Annotated in this window: 8 protein-coding genes; 6 read left to right on the top strand and 2 right to left on the bottom strand. The window is 73.1% G+C overall.

Annotation, left to right across the window (positions count from 1 at the left end; genetic code table 11):
- The first annotated feature begins 15 nt into the window (after positions 1–15).
- Together CP981_RS09960 and CP981_RS09955 are read left to right on the top strand one after the other, a co-directional pair.
- Complete coding sequence (locus CP981_RS09960; protein ID WP_085924834.1) at positions 16–1,173, top strand: sensor histidine kinase; 1,158 nt, start codon at positions 16–18, stop codon at positions 1,171–1,173.
- 145 nt (positions 1,174–1,318) lie between these two features.
- A complete protein-coding gene (locus tag CP981_RS09955; protein WP_085924833.1) occupies positions 1,319–4,408 on the top strand; it encodes an endo-alpha-N-acetylgalactosaminidase family protein in 3,090 nt (1,029 codons plus the stop codon).
- A 42-nt stretch (positions 4,409–4,450) separates the two neighbouring features.
- On the opposite strand, the gene CP981_RS09950 is transcribed toward CP981_RS09955, so the two are convergent.
- Positions 4,451–6,238, bottom strand: coding sequence for a beta-galactosidase (locus tag CP981_RS09950; protein WP_085924911.1), 1,788 nt, complete (start codon positions 6,236–6,238; stop codon positions 4,451–4,453).
- 204 nt (positions 6,239–6,442) lie between these two features.
- Here CP981_RS09950 and CP981_RS09945 point away from each other — a divergent pair, with 204 nt between their 5' ends.
- The 4 genes from CP981_RS09945 (at position 6,443) to CP981_RS09930 (ending at position 13,558) form a co-directional block, all read left to right on the top strand.
- Complete coding sequence (locus CP981_RS09945; RefSeq protein WP_085924832.1) at positions 6,443–7,330, top strand: helix-turn-helix domain-containing protein; 888 nt, start codon at positions 6,443–6,445, stop codon at positions 7,328–7,330.
- Between the two features lie 627 nt (positions 7,331–7,957).
- Positions 7,958–10,492, top strand: coding sequence for an aminopeptidase N (gene pepN / locus CP981_RS09940; RefSeq protein WP_085924831.1), 2,535 nt, complete (start codon positions 7,958–7,960; stop codon positions 10,490–10,492).
- A 199-nt stretch (positions 10,493–10,691) separates the two neighbouring features.
- The gene (locus CP981_RS09935; protein ID WP_085924830.1) at positions 10,692–12,125 is read left to right on the top strand and encodes a pyridoxal phosphate-dependent decarboxylase family protein; all 1,434 of its coding nucleotides are present in this window, start codon (positions 10,692–10,694) and stop codon (positions 12,123–12,125) included.
- Entirely contained in the window at positions 12,122–13,558 is a 1,437-nt protein-coding gene (locus CP981_RS09930; RefSeq protein ID WP_085924829.1) for a lysine N(6)-hydroxylase/L-ornithine N(5)-oxygenase family protein, read from the top strand. The genes CP981_RS09935 and CP981_RS09930 overlap by 4 nt, the downstream gene beginning before the upstream one ends.
- Before the next feature lie 48 nt (positions 13,559–13,606).
- Here CP981_RS09930 and CP981_RS09925 read toward each other — a convergent pair whose 3' ends face one another.
- The gene (locus CP981_RS09925) at positions 13,607–15,418 is read right to left on the bottom strand and encodes a bifunctional metallophosphatase/5'-nucleotidase (protein WP_085924828.1); all 1,812 of its coding nucleotides are present in this window, start codon (positions 15,416–15,418) and stop codon (positions 13,607–13,609) included.
- Positions 15,419–15,488 lie beyond the last annotated feature (70 nt).

Genomic DNA, 15,488 nt, shown 5'->3' with positions numbered 1-15,488 from the left:
GGACGGGCCCCGCGGATGAACCCCCTGCCCGGGCGGCCGACGGGCCGGCCACCGCACCGCGTCGCGGCCGCGGCCGGCCCGGCGGTGCTTCTGCTGCTCCTCGCCGGGCTGGAGGCCGTGGCGATGACCCACCAGCCCGCCCGGCCGCACGCCGTCATGGGCGCGACCGCCCTCGCGGTCTGCCTGTGCACGGTGCCCAGTGCCCGGATCCCGCTGACCGCCCGGGCCGCCGCCGCGGCCGTGGTCTCGCTGACCGGGTCCGCGCTGCTGATCGCCGGACCGCGCCCACCGCACGTATGGGGCCTGGGCGAGGGCCTCGCCCTGCTCCTGCTGCTCGCCGCCGTGGTCCGCCGGGCGCCCGGCCGCACCGCCGCCGTCCTCGGCCCGCTGCTGGGCCTGGCCTGCGTCCTCACCCCGCTGCGCGACCTCCGGCCGGGCCTGTTCACCGTGGTCCAGGCGGTGCTCACGGTGGTCGTCGCCGCCTACTCGCTGACCCTGCGCCGGCAGGACGCCCAGCGGCTGCGCGATCTCGCCGCGGTCCGGGCCGCCGAGCGTCTGGAACTGTCACGGGAGCTGCACGACCTGGTGGCCCACCACGTCACCGGCATCGTCGTCCAGGCCCGCGCCGCCCGCTGCACCGGCCTCGAAGGCCCGCCGGCCGACGCCACCTTCGAACGGATCGAGACCGCCGGCAGCGAGGCGCTGGGCGCGATGCGGCGACTGGTGCGGGTACTGCGTGAGGACGGGACGCGGGCCCATCCGCTCGCCGGGCTCGCCGAGGTCCGGGCGATGACCGACACCTTCGCCCGCACCGGCCCGCCGGTCGTCCTCGCCCTGGAATCCGCCGCCGCGCACGCGCTGCCGGCCGAGGTGGCCGCGGCCGTCCACCGCATCGTGCGCGAGTCACTCACCAACATCCGCAAGCATGCCGCGGACGCCACGGCGGTGCGTATCGGTCTGCGGTCCGTCCCCCGCGGGGTGGAGCTGCGCGTCGCCAACGACGGCGGCGCCCCCGCCCGCCTCTCCGAACAGGCCCGCGGCGGAGGCTTCGGCCTGGCTGGACTCACCGAACGGGCCGAGGCGATGGGCGGCCGGCTCACCGCGGGCCCGGCCCCGGAGGGCGGCTGGGAACTCACCGCCGTCCTGCCCCTCGACGGCGGGGCCACGGCCTGACCCGCCCCCCCGCGGGCGGCGCCACCGCTCGGCCCGCCGCACATCTGTCCAACACCTGCCCCTCCTTTGTCCATAGGCGCACAGCCCGCACCGGCAGCACGCTGTCCGCCGAGAGGCAGTGCAGGTACGAAGGAGGACCGCGCGCGTGAACGAACAGACCGCAGCCCCGGCCGGGCCCAGCCGCCGAAAGGTCGTCGCCGCCACCGCGCTCGCCGGGGCCGTCGGCGCCCTCCCGCTCGCCGCGCAGCCCGCCACGGCCGCGCCCCGCGCGGCGGAGGCGGTGCTGCGGTCCGACGCGCTGGAGGTCCGCGTCGACACCGCCTTCCCGCGCATCGTCTCCTACACCGACCGCGGCACCGGCGCCGTGCTGCACGGCGGGCACACCCCGGTCACCCGGGTCCTGATCGACGGCACCGCCCACACCCCCCGGGTCACCCACCGCACCCGCGCCGGCCGCGCCACCTACACCCTCGGCTTCGACGGCGGCACCAGCATCACCGTCGAGATCGCCGTCCACGGCCGGCGGACCACCTGGCGGGTCACCGGCATCACCGACACCCCGACACTGCGCATCGGCACCCTGGAGATCCCCGGCCTCGCCCTGCTCGCCGTCCGCAGCGACCAGCCCGGCGCCACCCTGCTCGCCGCCCGGATCGCCCTCGACAAGGCCACCAGCGGCGACACCCTGATACGGGTCACCGACGACACCCCCGCCGAGGCCACCCCCACCGGATGCGCCTACGCCGTCGTCGCCACCGGCCAACTGGCCGCCGGCCTCGACACCAACACCTGCTACGACCGGCCCACGGGCGCCACCACCTGGGAGAACGGCCGGCTGTGGCGGCAGACCGTACACGGCGACGGCCTCGTCACGGCCCAGCTGGGCTGCGGTCAGTGGACCCACCGGGCGGCCGGCCAGCCGTCCGGTGCCCCCCTCGCCACCGACCCGCTGCCGTACGCGACCGTCATCGTCACCCGCGACCGCAACGGCGACGGCACCGCCGACTGGCAGGACGGCGCGATCGCGCTGCGCGACCTCATGGTGCGGCCGCTGGGCGCCGAAGAACAGCATCTGCGGGTCGTCCCGCACATCCCCTTCAACTTCGCCAGCCAGGCCACCAACCCCTTTCTCGCCACCCTCGACACCGTCAAGCGCATCGCGCTGGCCACCGACGGGCTGCGGCAGTTCACCCTCCTCAAGGGCTACCAGTCGGAGGGCCACGACTCCGCCCACCCCGACTACGGCGGCAACTACAACGAGCGGGCCGGCGGCCTCGCCGACCTCAACGCCCTGCTCAGCGCCGGCAAGAAGTGGAACAGCGACTTCGCGGTGCACGTCAACGCCACCGAGTCCTACCCCGTCGCGCACGCCTTCTCCGAGCAGCTCGTCGACAAGAACGACAAGCAGTGGGACTGGCTCGACCAGTCGTACCGCATCGACGCCCGCCGCGATCTGGTCTCCGGCGACATCGCCCGGCGCTTCGCCCAGCTGCGCGAGGAGACCGACCCCGCGCTGAACACCCTCTACCTCGACGTCTTCCGCGAGTCCGGCTGGAACTCCGACCGGCTCCAGCGCCATCTGCGCGACCAGGGCTGGCAGATCACCACCGAATGGGGCCACGGGCTGGAGCGCTCCGCCCTGTGGTCGCACTGGGCGAACGAGACCGACTACGGCCCCGACACCTCACGCGGTATCAACTCCCAGCTGATCCGCTTCCTGCACCACCACCAGAAGGACGTCTTCGCCGACAAGTGGCCCACGTTGCTCGGCTGCGGCCGGATGGGCAACTTCGAGGGCTGGGTGGGCAAGACCGACTGGCACGCGTTCCACACGATCATCTGGACCGACGCGCTGCCCGCCAAATACCTCCAGGCGTACCCGATCACATCCTGGGGCGCGCACGAGATCACTTTCGAGGGCCCCACCAGGACCTCGGTCAGCGATGCCGAAGGCACCCGCCGGATCACCACCGACGGCCGCCTCGTCTACGACGGCGGCACCTATCTGCTGCCCTGGGAACCCCGCCGGGCCACCGACCCCGACAAGCTCTACCACTACAACCCCCGTGGCGGCAGCACGAGTTGGGCGCTTCCCCGGGGCTGGTCGGCGACTCGCGCCGTCTACGCCTACCGGCTCACCGACCAGGGCCGCACCGAGGAGACCCGGATCCCCGTCCGCGACGGCAGGATCACCCTCACCGCCCGGCCCGGCGTGGCCTATGTCGTCCACCGCACCAAGGCCCCCGCCCAGGGCGACCCCCACTGGGGCGAGGGCACCCCCGTCACCGACCCCGGCTTCCACTCCGGCACCCTGGACGGCTGGCGGACCACCGGCCCGGCCTCCGTACAGCTCAGCAAGCCGGGCGACTACGAGCTGGTCATCGGCGCGGGCGCCGCCGCCACCGTCGCCCAGAAGCTCGCCCGGCTCGCCCCCGGCAGCTACGCCGCCTCCGTCCAGATCGAGGTCGGGGCCGAGGCGGGCGAGCGGCGCCGGGCCGGCCTGGAGGTCCGTACCGCCGACGGTGTCACCGCCACCAACTGGACGGACACCTCCACCGCCGGCAACTACGTGGCGGCGGACCGCAAATCCGGCACCCGCTTCCAGCGCCTGTTCACCCACTTCACCGTCCCCGAGGGCGGCGGCCCGGTCACCCTCGCCCTGACCGCGGCGGCCGGCCGGGCCCGGGTCCGTTTCGACAACGTCCGCGTCGTGCCCGCCCGGCCCACCACCAAGAAGGGTGCCCTGGCCTACGAGGACTTCGAGCACGTCCCCCAGGGCTGGGGCGTCTTCGTCAAGGGCGACGCGGGCGGCAGCACCGATCCGCGCACCCATATCGCCCAGCGGCACGCCCCGTTCACCCGGCGCGGCTGGAACGGCAAGGCGATCGACGACGTCATCGACGGCGGCTCCTCGCTCAAGTCACGCGGCGAGAACACCGGGCTGGTCTACCGGACCGTCCCGCACACCGTCCGCTTCGTCCCCGGCCGCCGCTACCGGGTCACCTTCCGCTACGCGAACGAGAAGGCCGGCCAGTACGCCTGGGTCACCGCCGTCGACGAACCGGCGCCCCGCGAGCTGAGCCGCCGCCCGCTCCCGGTGGCGACCCAACCGGCCACCTGGACCTACGAGTTCACCGCCCCGGACAGCGGCACGGCATGGGTGGGACTGCGCAAGGTGGGCGACGACGGGACGGCGGAGTGCGTCCTGGACACGTTCGAGGTGCGCGAGGTGTAGCCGGGCCGTGGGGGCGGGGCCGGCGCGCCCCCACGGCCGCCGTCAGCTCCCTGCCGTGCAGGGATACAGACCGGGCGCCCCCGCCCCTCTTCCCACCAGGGCCGGGGCGCCCTCCCACTCCCACAACAGCAGCGTGTTGTCGCCCTCGCGCAGCACCGGACCCGGCACGTACAGCGTGCGCTGCGGCCCCTCGGCCCGGTAGCGGCCCAGGCAGAACCCGTTGATCCAGGCGAACCCGTGGCGCCAGCCCGGCAGCGCGAGATCCGCGTCACCGGGCCGCCCGGCCACCGTCAGCGTTCCCCGGTACAGCCCCGCACCGCCACCGGCCCCCTCCACGGCCCGGAACGGCACCCGGTCCGCCGCCCCCGCCTCCTCCAGCGCGTCCAGCCGCAGCCCCCGCGACCGCACCCCGTGCAGATACTGCCGCTCGTGCAGCAGCCCGCCCACGATCCCCTTGGACTCGGCCAGCCGCGGCCCGTAGTTGACCCGCCCCAGCGACGCCACCCACAGCTCCACCGACGCCGGCCCCGCCACCGCACCCAGCACCGCGTCCTCGCCGTCCACCACGGCCCGCAGCTCCCCGTCGACGCACACCACCGCCCGGTCCCGCAGCCCGCGCACCCGCAGCGGGTACCGCCCCCGCGGCCCCGGAACCGTCACCTGATAGCGGACCAGCCCCCGGTCCACCCCCAGCTCCTCGAACGTCGCCGGACCGGCCGCCTCGACCTCCGCACCACCGAGCGCCGCCAGCACCTCCACGGCCGGCGCCCACTCCCCGACCACCGCACGCACCGGCGCCGCCAGTACGGGCAGCGGCTCCGGCACCGGGGGCAGCGGCCCGTCCGCGTACTCGGCGAGCACCTCCCGGAACCGCCAGAACTTCTCGGTCGGCCGCCCGCGTTCATCGACCGGCGCCTGGTAGTCGTACGAGGTGACCGTCGACCGCAGCTCCCCGTCCTGCAACGCACCCGCGCGGTTCGCGCCCGCCCAGCCGCCGAAGCTCGTCCCGCCGTGCGCCATATAGACATTGACCGAGGCGCCGCACTCCAGGATCTCCCGCAGCGCCGCCGCCGCGTCCTCCGCGGCGCGCGGCTCCTCGCCGCGCCCCCAGTGCGTGAACCAGCCGCACCAGAACTCCATACACATCAGCGGCCCGTCCGCCCGATGGCGGCGCAGCGCCGCGAACGCCTCCCGGGCCCCGGAGCCGAAGTTGACGGTGGCCAGGACGCCGGGCACCGCACCGCCGCTCAGCATGTGGTCCTCCGGCCCGTCCGACGTGCAGAGCGACACCCGCACCCCCAGCGCCCGCAGCCGCTCCACGAGCCACGCCAGATAGCCGGCATCGCTCCCGTACGAGCCGTACTCGTTCTCCGCCTGCACCAGGATCACCGGCCCGCCGCTGTCACACTGACGCGCCACGACCTGCGGCAGCAGCCGCCCGAACCACGCGTCCACGGCCCGCAGATACTCCGCGTCCCGGGTCCGCACCCGCCGCCCCAGCGGCCCGGTCAGCCACTCCGGCAGCCCGCCGTTCTCCCACTCCGCGCAGATGTACGGCCCCGGGCGGACGATCGCCCACAGCCCCGCCGCCCGCACCGCGTCCAGGAACCGTCCCAGCGCCTCCGGGTCCCGGAACTCCCCGGGCCGCGGCTCGTGCAGATTCCACGGCACATATGTCTCCACGCAGTTCAGGCCCATCGCCCGGAGCATCGCCAGCCGGTGGCCCCACTGCGCCTCGTGCACCCGGAAGTAGTGCAGCGCACCGGACAGCAGCCGCACCGGCCGCCCGTCCACCGTGAAGTCCCGCTCGCCCACCGCAAAACGCGCCACGCCGCCCCGCCCCTGTGTCGTCCCGCGCCGCCGCCACCGCGCCGTGGCCGCCTGGGCGCCGGCGGGCCGGGCGGGCACGGTCACCGATACGTCATCGGTCACCCTCGCCCTCTGGCGGTGTGCCGGTCCATGGACAAAGATCGACCCTGCTTGGACGGTTCGACGGAGCGGCACGGAGAGATACGGAGCGACGGGAGGCCGGGCGTGTACCACACCTGGATGCGCTACTTCACGCCGAACCCGGTCCACCACCGGCTCGGCCTGGTGTGCCTGGGCGTCGGCCTCCAGCACGGCGCCCTGCCCACGGTCGGCCCGCGCACCCTCGACCATCACGTCGCCATCGTCATCAGCGCCGGCCGCGGCTGGAGCACCACCCCCGACGGCCGCCGCCACCCGGTCACCGCCCCCGCCCTGCTGTGGATCACGCCGGGCGTGGTGCACCACTACGGGGCCGACCCCGAGACCGGCTGGGACGAAAGCTTCGTCGACTTCACCGGCCCCGCCGCCGCCACCTACACCGAACTCGGCTACATCGAGCCGGACCGGCCCGTCGTACCGCTCGCGGACACCGGACCCGCGCGGGCCGCGGTCGGGCGCATCGCACGCGCCGCACGCCGCGGCAACCCCCTGCTCGAAGTCGAGACCTCCGCCGCCGTCCACGAACTCCTGGTCGCCCTGCGCCGCGCCCGCGCCGACACCGACGCCGACGGCGACCCCGTCCTCCAGGCCCTGGCCCGCGACGCCTTCCTCCCCCTCTCGGTCGCCGAACACGCCGCCCGGCACGGTATGACCCCCGCCGAACTCCGCACCGCCGTCCGCCGCGGCGCCGGCTGCAGCCCGAAGGACTACCTCCTCGGCATACGCCTGGGCCGCGCCAAGGAACTCCTGGTAGGCACCGAACTCCCGGTATCCGCAGTCGCCCGCCGCGTCGGCTACGACGACCCCGCCTACTTCAGCCGCCTCTTCACCCGCCGCGTAGGCACCGCCCCCATCCGCTTCCGCGACCGCCAGGTCCACAACGTCCCCGGCGGCTGGTCCACGGAGATTCCCGACCCGAACGATCCCCCCTTGGTCAGCGGCTGGAGCGGTTGAAGCTGCGCAGTGGCTTGGGCCGGTGCGGGTTTGCCGTGGGCTGGGCCGGTGCGCCCATGGCGTGTGGGTGGTGGGGTCGGAGGGGACGCCCGGTAACCCGTCCTCGGCGCGGGCGACGCGGGTCCCAGAGGTTCTAAGCCCCGTTGTCCGCTCCGGGTCCTGCGGGCGGCTCACCGGACATCCCCTCCGACCACTGTCCTTGCGCGGCTGTCCCGCCGTACCGATGACCGTTACGGCAAGGCAGCAGGACCTCTTGGCAGGCATCTGGTCCCCGCAGGTTGGGCGCGGGCCGAGCTGGGTGGTGACGGACGGTGCCACCGTCCGGCAGTCGGCAACGTTGGACGGTCGGAGGGGATGTACCGGGGCCCGCCCGCAGGACCGGAGCAAACACCGGGGTGCTCAATCGCACGTAGCCGCGTCGCCCGCGCCGAGGACGGGTCCCGGTGCGTCCCCTCCGGCCCCCGCGGCAACCACGTAACCCGCAACGGCGCCAGCCACAACGCCGCCGCAGCAAAAACGCCACGGCCACCCCCACAGGGGCGCGAGGAACTGCGCGCCCAGCCACAACAAACCCGCAGACAAAAAACACACACCCCCGGCCGCAGGCCGTACGGCAGCATGGGCCCCATGCCCCAACTGACGCGCGACGAGGCGCAGACCCGAGCCCGACTCATCGACGTTCACCGCTATGAGGTCGCCCTCGACCTCACCCTAGGCACGGAGCGGTTCGGCTCCCGGACGGTCATCCACTTCACCGCGCGCACCGGCGGCGACACCTTCGTCGAGCTCAAGCCCGCCGAGCTGCACGCCGTCACCCTCGACGGCCGCCCGCTCGACCCCGCGGCCCTCGACGACAACCGCCTCCCGCTGACCGGCCTGGCCCCCGGCGCCCACGAGCTGCGGCTGGACGCCACCATGGACTACTCCCGCACCGGCGAGGGCATGCACCGCTTCACCGACCCGGCCGACGACGAGAGCTACGTCTACACCCAGCTGTTCATGGAGGACGTCCAGCGCGTCTTCGCCGCCTTCGACCAGCCCGATCTCAAGGCCGTCTTCGCGCTCGCCGTCCAGGCCCCGGAGGACTGGACCGTACTCGCCAACGGCCGCACCGAGCACCTGGGGGAGGGCCGCTGGGAGGCAGCTGCGACGCCCCTCATCTCGACCTACCTGGTCGCCGTCGCCGCCGGCCCCTGGCACTCGGTCCGCACCGAGCACGCCGGACTGCCCTTCGGCATCCACTGCCGCCGCTCGCTCGCGCCCCACCTGGACGCGGACGCCGAGGAGATCCTCGACCTCACCCGCCGCTGCTTCGACCGCTACCACGAGATCTTCGAGGAGCCGTACCCCTTCGACTCCTACGACCAGGCCTTCGTCCCCGAGTTCAACGCCGGCGCCATGGAGAACCCCGGACTGGTCACCTTCCGCGACGAGTTCGTCTACCGCTCCGCCGTCACCGACACCGAACGCCAGACCCGCGGCGTCGTGATCGCCCACGAGATGGCCCATATGTGGTTCGGCGATCTGGTGACGCTCCAGTGGTGGGACGACATCTGGCTGAACGAGTCCTTCGCCGAATACATGGGCTACCAGGTGCTGGCCGAGGCCACCCGCTTCACCGACACCTGGACCGACTTCGCCGTCGCCCGCAAGGGCTGGGGCTACGACGCCGACCAGCGGCCGTCCACCCACCCCGTCGCCCCCACCCCCGAGGACGTCCCCGACACCGCCTCCGCGCTGCTGAACTTCGACGGCATCTCGTACGCCAAGGGCGCCTCCGCACTGCGCCAACTCGTCGCCTGGATGGGGGAGAAGGACTTCCTCACCGGCATCAACGAGCACTTCGCCCGGCACCGCTTCGGCAACGCCACCCTCGCCGACTTCCTCGACTCCCTGGCCCGCGCCACCGACCGCGATGTGCACGCCTGGGCCGCGCGCTGGCTGCGTACGACCGGAGTCGACACCCTCACGCCGATCGTGCAGGAGGCCGCGGACGGCAGCTGGAGCGTGTCCGTCGAGCAGACCGGAAGCGGGGACGGCACCCGCCCGCACCGGCTCACCATCGGGCTCTACGACCACGACCGCGCCGCCACGGGCCGCCTCGTCCCGCGCGAGCCGCTGTCCTGGGACGTGCCCGACGACGGCTCCCTCACGGGCACCGGCGGCCGCCCCGCCCTGCTCCTCCTCAACGACCAGGACCTCACCTACGCCAAGGTCCGCCTCGACCCCGTCTCCTGGGACACCGTCCTCGGCGCCCTGTCCGGCCTCCCCGACCCGCTGACCCGCGCCGTCGTGTGGAACGCCGCCCGCGACATGGTCCGCGACGGCGAACTCGCCCCCACCGCCTACCTGGACGCCGCCCGCGCCCACCTCCCGCACGAGACCGATCTCGCCCTCGTCCAGGGCGTCCTCGCCTTCGCCCGCACCCAGATCGCCGACCACTACCTCCCCCACTCCGAACGCCACGGTGCCCTCACCACCCTCACCGCCCTCAGCCGCGACATACTCCGCCGCACCGAGGGCCCTGAACACGGCACCGAAGCAGGACTGCGGCTCACCGCCGTACGCGCCTTCATCGACAGCGCCACCACCCCCGCGGGCATCCAGGACTGGCTCGACGACGGCAGTGTCCCCGGCGGCCCCCGCCTCGACCCCGAACTGCGCTGGCGCATCCTCGGCCGGCTCGCCACCCTCGGCGCCACCACCCCGGACGCCATCGACGCCGAACTCGCCCGCGACCCCAGCGCCACCGGCCGCGAGGGCGCCGCCCGCTGCCATGCCGCGCTCCCCGACCCGGCCGCCAAACAGGCCGCCTGGGACGCCCTGTTCACCACCGACGGCGCGGCCGCCCTCTCCAACTACCTGTTCACGGCCACCGCCACCGGCTTCTGGGCCCCCGAACAGCTCGACCTGCTGCGCCCCTACGTCGACCGCTACTTCACCGAGGTCCCCGGCCTCGCTGCCGCCCGCGGCCCGGCCCTCGCCACGGCCGCCGGCCGCTACGCCTTCCCGGCGCCCTTCGTCGAGGACCACACCCTCCTGCTCGGCGAGGCCTGCCTCACCGACCGCGACCCGACCCCGGCCCTGCGCCGTAAGCTCCTCGACCAACTCGACGACCTGCGGTGGGCCCTGCGGGTACGCGCCGCGGCCGGCGGCGCCTGACCGCCGGCTGAACGCACCGGGCGCCGCCGGACCGGCAGCCGGCGGCACCCGAACACGTGCGGTACACCCGTACCACTTACGGGTGGTATGACCGCGACCAGTGGATACGCACCGTACAGGGAAAGTAACTTAGGGCCGCCTAAAAGGGCTCGTCCGCACCGGGCCGCGGCCCGAACTCCCCTGACAGAAGAGCACATTGATGCCTGTGCCCCCTGCCGGCACCGCCCTCGCAGGCGGCACCAACGGCCCCCGCGCACTCCGCCCCCTCCTCGACACCGTCCTCGACGCCCTCACCACCGGAGCCGAGGACCGCGCCGGCCCCCTGCCCCCCGGCGGCCCCGAAACGGTCGCCCGCACCGTACGCGACGCCTGCCACCCCCTGCTCCCCGACCACGGCAGCGGCCCGGTCGCCGCCCTGCGCACCCTCGTCCACACCCTCGCCGCCGGCGCCGCCGACCCCGCCGACCCGCACTGCGCCGCCCATCTGCACTGCCCGCCGCTGGCCCTCGCCGCCGCCGCCGACCTCGCCGCCGCCGCCCTCAACCCCTCCCTCGACTCCTGGGACCAGGCCCCCGCCGCCTCCACCCTCGAAGCCCTCACCAGCCGCGCCCTCGCCGCGCTGGTCTACCCCCAGGCCACCGACCCCGACGCGCTGATCACCACCGGCGGCACCGAATCCAACCAGCTCGCCCTGCTCCTCGCCCGCGAAGCCACCGCCCCCGACGGCACCGCGACCGACCCCCACCGGCCCGCCCGCCCCCTCCAGATCGTCTGCGGCGCCAACGCCCACCACAGCATCCACCGCGCCGCCTGGCTCCTGGGCCTCCCCGAACCCCTCACCCTCCCCACCCCCGACGGCATCCTCACCGCCGACACCGTCCACAGCTGCCTGGCCAACCTCGCCGGACGCACCGGCCCCGTCCTCCTCACCGCCACCGCAGGCACCACCGACTCCGGCGCCATCGACCCCCTGCCCGCCCTCGCCGACGTCGCCGAACAGCACGGCGCCCGCTTCCACATCGACGCGGCCTACGGCGGAACCCTCCTCTTCAGCGACACCCACCGCACCGCCCTGCACGGCCTCGCCCGCGCCCACACCGTCGCCCTCGACCTGCACAAACTCGGCTGGCAACCCGTCGCGGCCGGCCTTCTCGCCGTCCCCGGGCCCGCCACCCTGGCCCCCCTCGCCCACCAGGCCGACTACCTCAACGCCGACGACGACACCGACGCCGGCCTCCCCGACCTGCTCAGCCGCTCACTGCGCACCACCCGCCGCCCCGACATCCTCAAAATCGCGGTCACCCTCAAGGCCCTCGGCCGCCACGGCCTCGGCGAACTCGTCGACCGCACCCTCGCCGCTGCCCAGACCCTCGCCGACCTCATCGAGGCCCACCCCCGCTACGAACTCCACTCCCGCCCCACCCTCAGCACCGTCCTCTTCCGCCCCACCGGCGCCGACCACACCACCCTCGCCACCATCCGCCGCACCCTCCTCACCGACGGCCAGGCCGTGCTCGGCCGCGCCACCACCCCCACCGGGCTCTGGCTCAAGGCCACCCTCCTCAACCCCCACACCCAACCCGGAGACCTCAGCACCCTCCTCAAACTCGTGGAAGGCCACACCCCCAGATGAGCAGCACTCCACACCCCCAAGGCCCCCTCACCGACGACACCACGAGCCCCGACGAACCCCTCGACCTCGCCGGCATCGGCGTCGGCCCCTTCAACCTCTCCCTCGCCGCCCTCGCCCACCCCCTCACCCACCTCCGCACCGCCTTCTACGACCAGCGCCCCGCCTTCCACTGGCACCCCGGCCTCCTCATCGACGGCGCCACCCTCCAAGTCCCCTTCCTCGCCGACCTCGTCACCCTCGTCGACCCCGCCAGCCCCTGGACCTTCCTCAACTACCTCAAGACCCGCGAACGCCTCTTCCCGTTCTACTTCGCCGAGCGCTTCCACATCCACCGCGCCGAATACGACGCCTACTGCCGCTGGGTCAGCGAAAAACTCCCCACCCTGCACTTCGGCCACCAGATCGACGCCATCCGCTGGAACCCCGAACGCGAACTCTTCGAAGTCGACTTCACCCAACTCGACACCGACGGCGAAGCCGAAGCCCTCGGCCGCACCTACGCCCGCAACCTCGTCCTCGGCATCGGCACCACCCCCCACATCCCCGTCCCGCTACGCCCCCTCGCCGACGCCCCCGCCGTCCCCGTCATCCACTCCGCCGACTACCTCGACCACCGCGAACGGCTGCTCGCCGCCGACCACCTCACCGTCATCGGCGCCGGCCAGTCGGGCGCCGAAATCTTCCTCGACCAGCTCCGCGCCCGCCCCGCCGGCCGCGAACGCCTGCACTGGCTCGCCCGCACCCCCGCCTTCGCCCCCATGGAGTACAGCAAGCTCGGCCTCGAACACTTCACCCCCGACTACACCCGCTACTTCCACGCCCTCCCCGAACGCGTCCGCGACGACCTCGTCCCCGGCCAGTGGCAGCTCCACAAAGGCATCGACCACACCACCCTCGCCGCCCTCCACGACGAGCTCTACCGCCGCACCCTCGACGGCGGCTGGCCCGACGCCACCCTCACCCCCGGCGTCTTCGTCCGCACCGCGGGCCGCGTCGGCACCACCAAGGTCGAACTCCACCTCGACCACCTCCAGCAAGGCACCCGCTCCCGCCTCACCACCGACGCCGTCGTCCTCGCCACCGGCTACCGCGAACGCCGGATGGACACCCTGCTCGCCGCCCTCGACCCATACGTACGCCGCGACTCCGGCGCCCGCCCCCGCATCGACGCCCACCACCGGCTGGTCCTCGACCCCACCGTCACCGGCTCGGTCTACGTCCAGAACGCCGAAACCCACACCCACGGCGTAGGCGCCCCCGACCTCGGCCTCGCCGCCTGGCGCAGCGCCACCATCCTCAACTCCCTAACCGGCAACACCCCCTACCCGCTCCCCACCCGCACCGCCTTCACCACCTTCGGCCTCCCGCAGCCCACCACCGGCCGCGCGGGCACGGTTCCCCGCCAGGGCTCCACCCTCGTGCCCCGCCGCTGACCCGCACCCGCCGCCGCTCGGGGGCGACCTCCCGGCCCCCGCCCCGACTCAGAACACCGGCACCCCGTCCCGGGTCAACATCCAGTCCACCGAGGCGAATTGAGCCGGATCGATCTCCCCGGTCCCCTGCACCCACCCGATCATCAGATTCCGGATCTCGTCCGACGCCGACCACACCTGCTCGGCAGCCGCCACATGCGGGAAATTGCCGCCACCGCTCGCCCGGTAATTGTTCACCGCCAGCACGAACCGCGCCGCATCGTCCAACGGCTTCCCGCCGAACATCAGCTTCCCGATCCGCTGCCCCGCCGGCTTCGCGATATCGACCTCGTACGACACCCCACGCACCACGTCGTAGTTGTAATCCGGAACACCGTCCGCATTCGTCACCTTCGAGGGATCCACCGGACCCCCACCGGCCGGCGTCCGCACGTAATACCGCGCCGAGAACTCCAGATACGCCCGCAGCTGAGCCCCCGTCAACACCCGGGCCTCCAGGGTGTTGTCGAACGGATAGAGCGCCGCCATCGACCGGATCGTCACATCACCCTCCGGCACCCGCGCGGTCCGCGAAAAACACGACGCCTGCGACACCACCGGCAACGACGCATACGCCGACCCCGCCAGCGCCTTGCGCACCACCTCCGCCTGCACCCATGCGATGAAATCCAGCAGGGGCGTGTCCCGCACCGGCGCCTCGGCCGCCGTCATCTCCGCCTTCGACCGGCCGATCACCCGGTTCACATACGCCACGACCTTCCGGTGCTCCGCCCGCAGCAGACCCGTGATCCGCGCATCCTCCGCCACCGCATTCGCATTCATGACCCGCGAACCGACCGACCCCACCTCCCAACGCCCCCGGCGCCACTCGACCACCACATCGAAAAGCGTCAGCCGCTGCCCCCACTTCAGCGGCTCCGACAGCACCACCTCCCGGCCCGACCGCTCATTCCGCACCCGCCGCTCGGGAACCTCCACATGCGCATGCCCCACCAACACCGCATCGATCCCCGGCACCTGCTCCGCCATCAATGCCGCCGCATTCTCCACATACGGCAGCTGATCCCCGTACGACGACGTACCGCTCATCCCGGAATGCGCCGCGACGAACACCACATCCGCGCCCATCGACCGCAGCTTCGGCACCCACTTCGCCGCCTGCTCCACCAGCCCCGGAAACGCCAGCTTTCCCTGCACATGCGCCTTGTCCCAGATCGCGATCCCGGGATTCGTCAGACCCAGCACGGCCACCGTCACCACCCGCCCCCGCGGTGACCGCAATCGCTTCAGCACATACGGCCGGAACGCCGGACGCAGGGATCTCGCATCCACCGCATTCGCCCCCAGCAGCGGAAAATCACAGCTCTCCTCGAACTTCCGCAGCACCGGAATCCCGTAATTGAACTCATGATTCCCCAGCGCCGCCGCGTCATAGCCGATCGCATTCATCGCCCGCGCCATCGGATGCACCGGACCGTCCGGATCCGTGATCGGATCCACCTTGGCGTAGTAATACGCCAGCTGCGTCCCCTGAATGGTGTCACCCGCATCGATCAGCAGGGTGTGCTGCCGGCCTTTCTCCCGTCGCACCTCGTTCACCAGGGTGGAAATCTTCGCCAGCCCCACATCGTTGTGCGCCGCGTCATCGAATTCCGCATCCGTGGCGTAGTCCCAGTTGAAGACATTGCCGTGCAGATCCGTCGTGCCCATGACCGTGAACGCATACCGCTCCCGACAGCCGTGCCCGTGCCCGCCCGGCTCCCGGGCCGCCGCCTCCGCCGCCGGCGCACCGCCCACGAGGGCCACACCCGCTCCCGTCACCACAGAACTCCCCAAGAACTTCCTACGGTCGAGCGACATGCCAACTCCCTCGGAGAACGCGGAACCATGCGGACGAAAGCCGCCACACCGGTGGGCAACGCGCGTAGAT

This window comes from Streptomyces platensis, assembly GCF_008704855.1.
GTDB classification, from domain to species: domain Bacteria; phylum Actinomycetota; class Actinomycetes; order Streptomycetales; family Streptomycetaceae; genus Streptomyces; species Streptomyces platensis.
The sequence above is the reverse complement of the archived record's forward strand: the minus strand, read 5'-3'. Positions and strand labels throughout refer to the sequence as shown.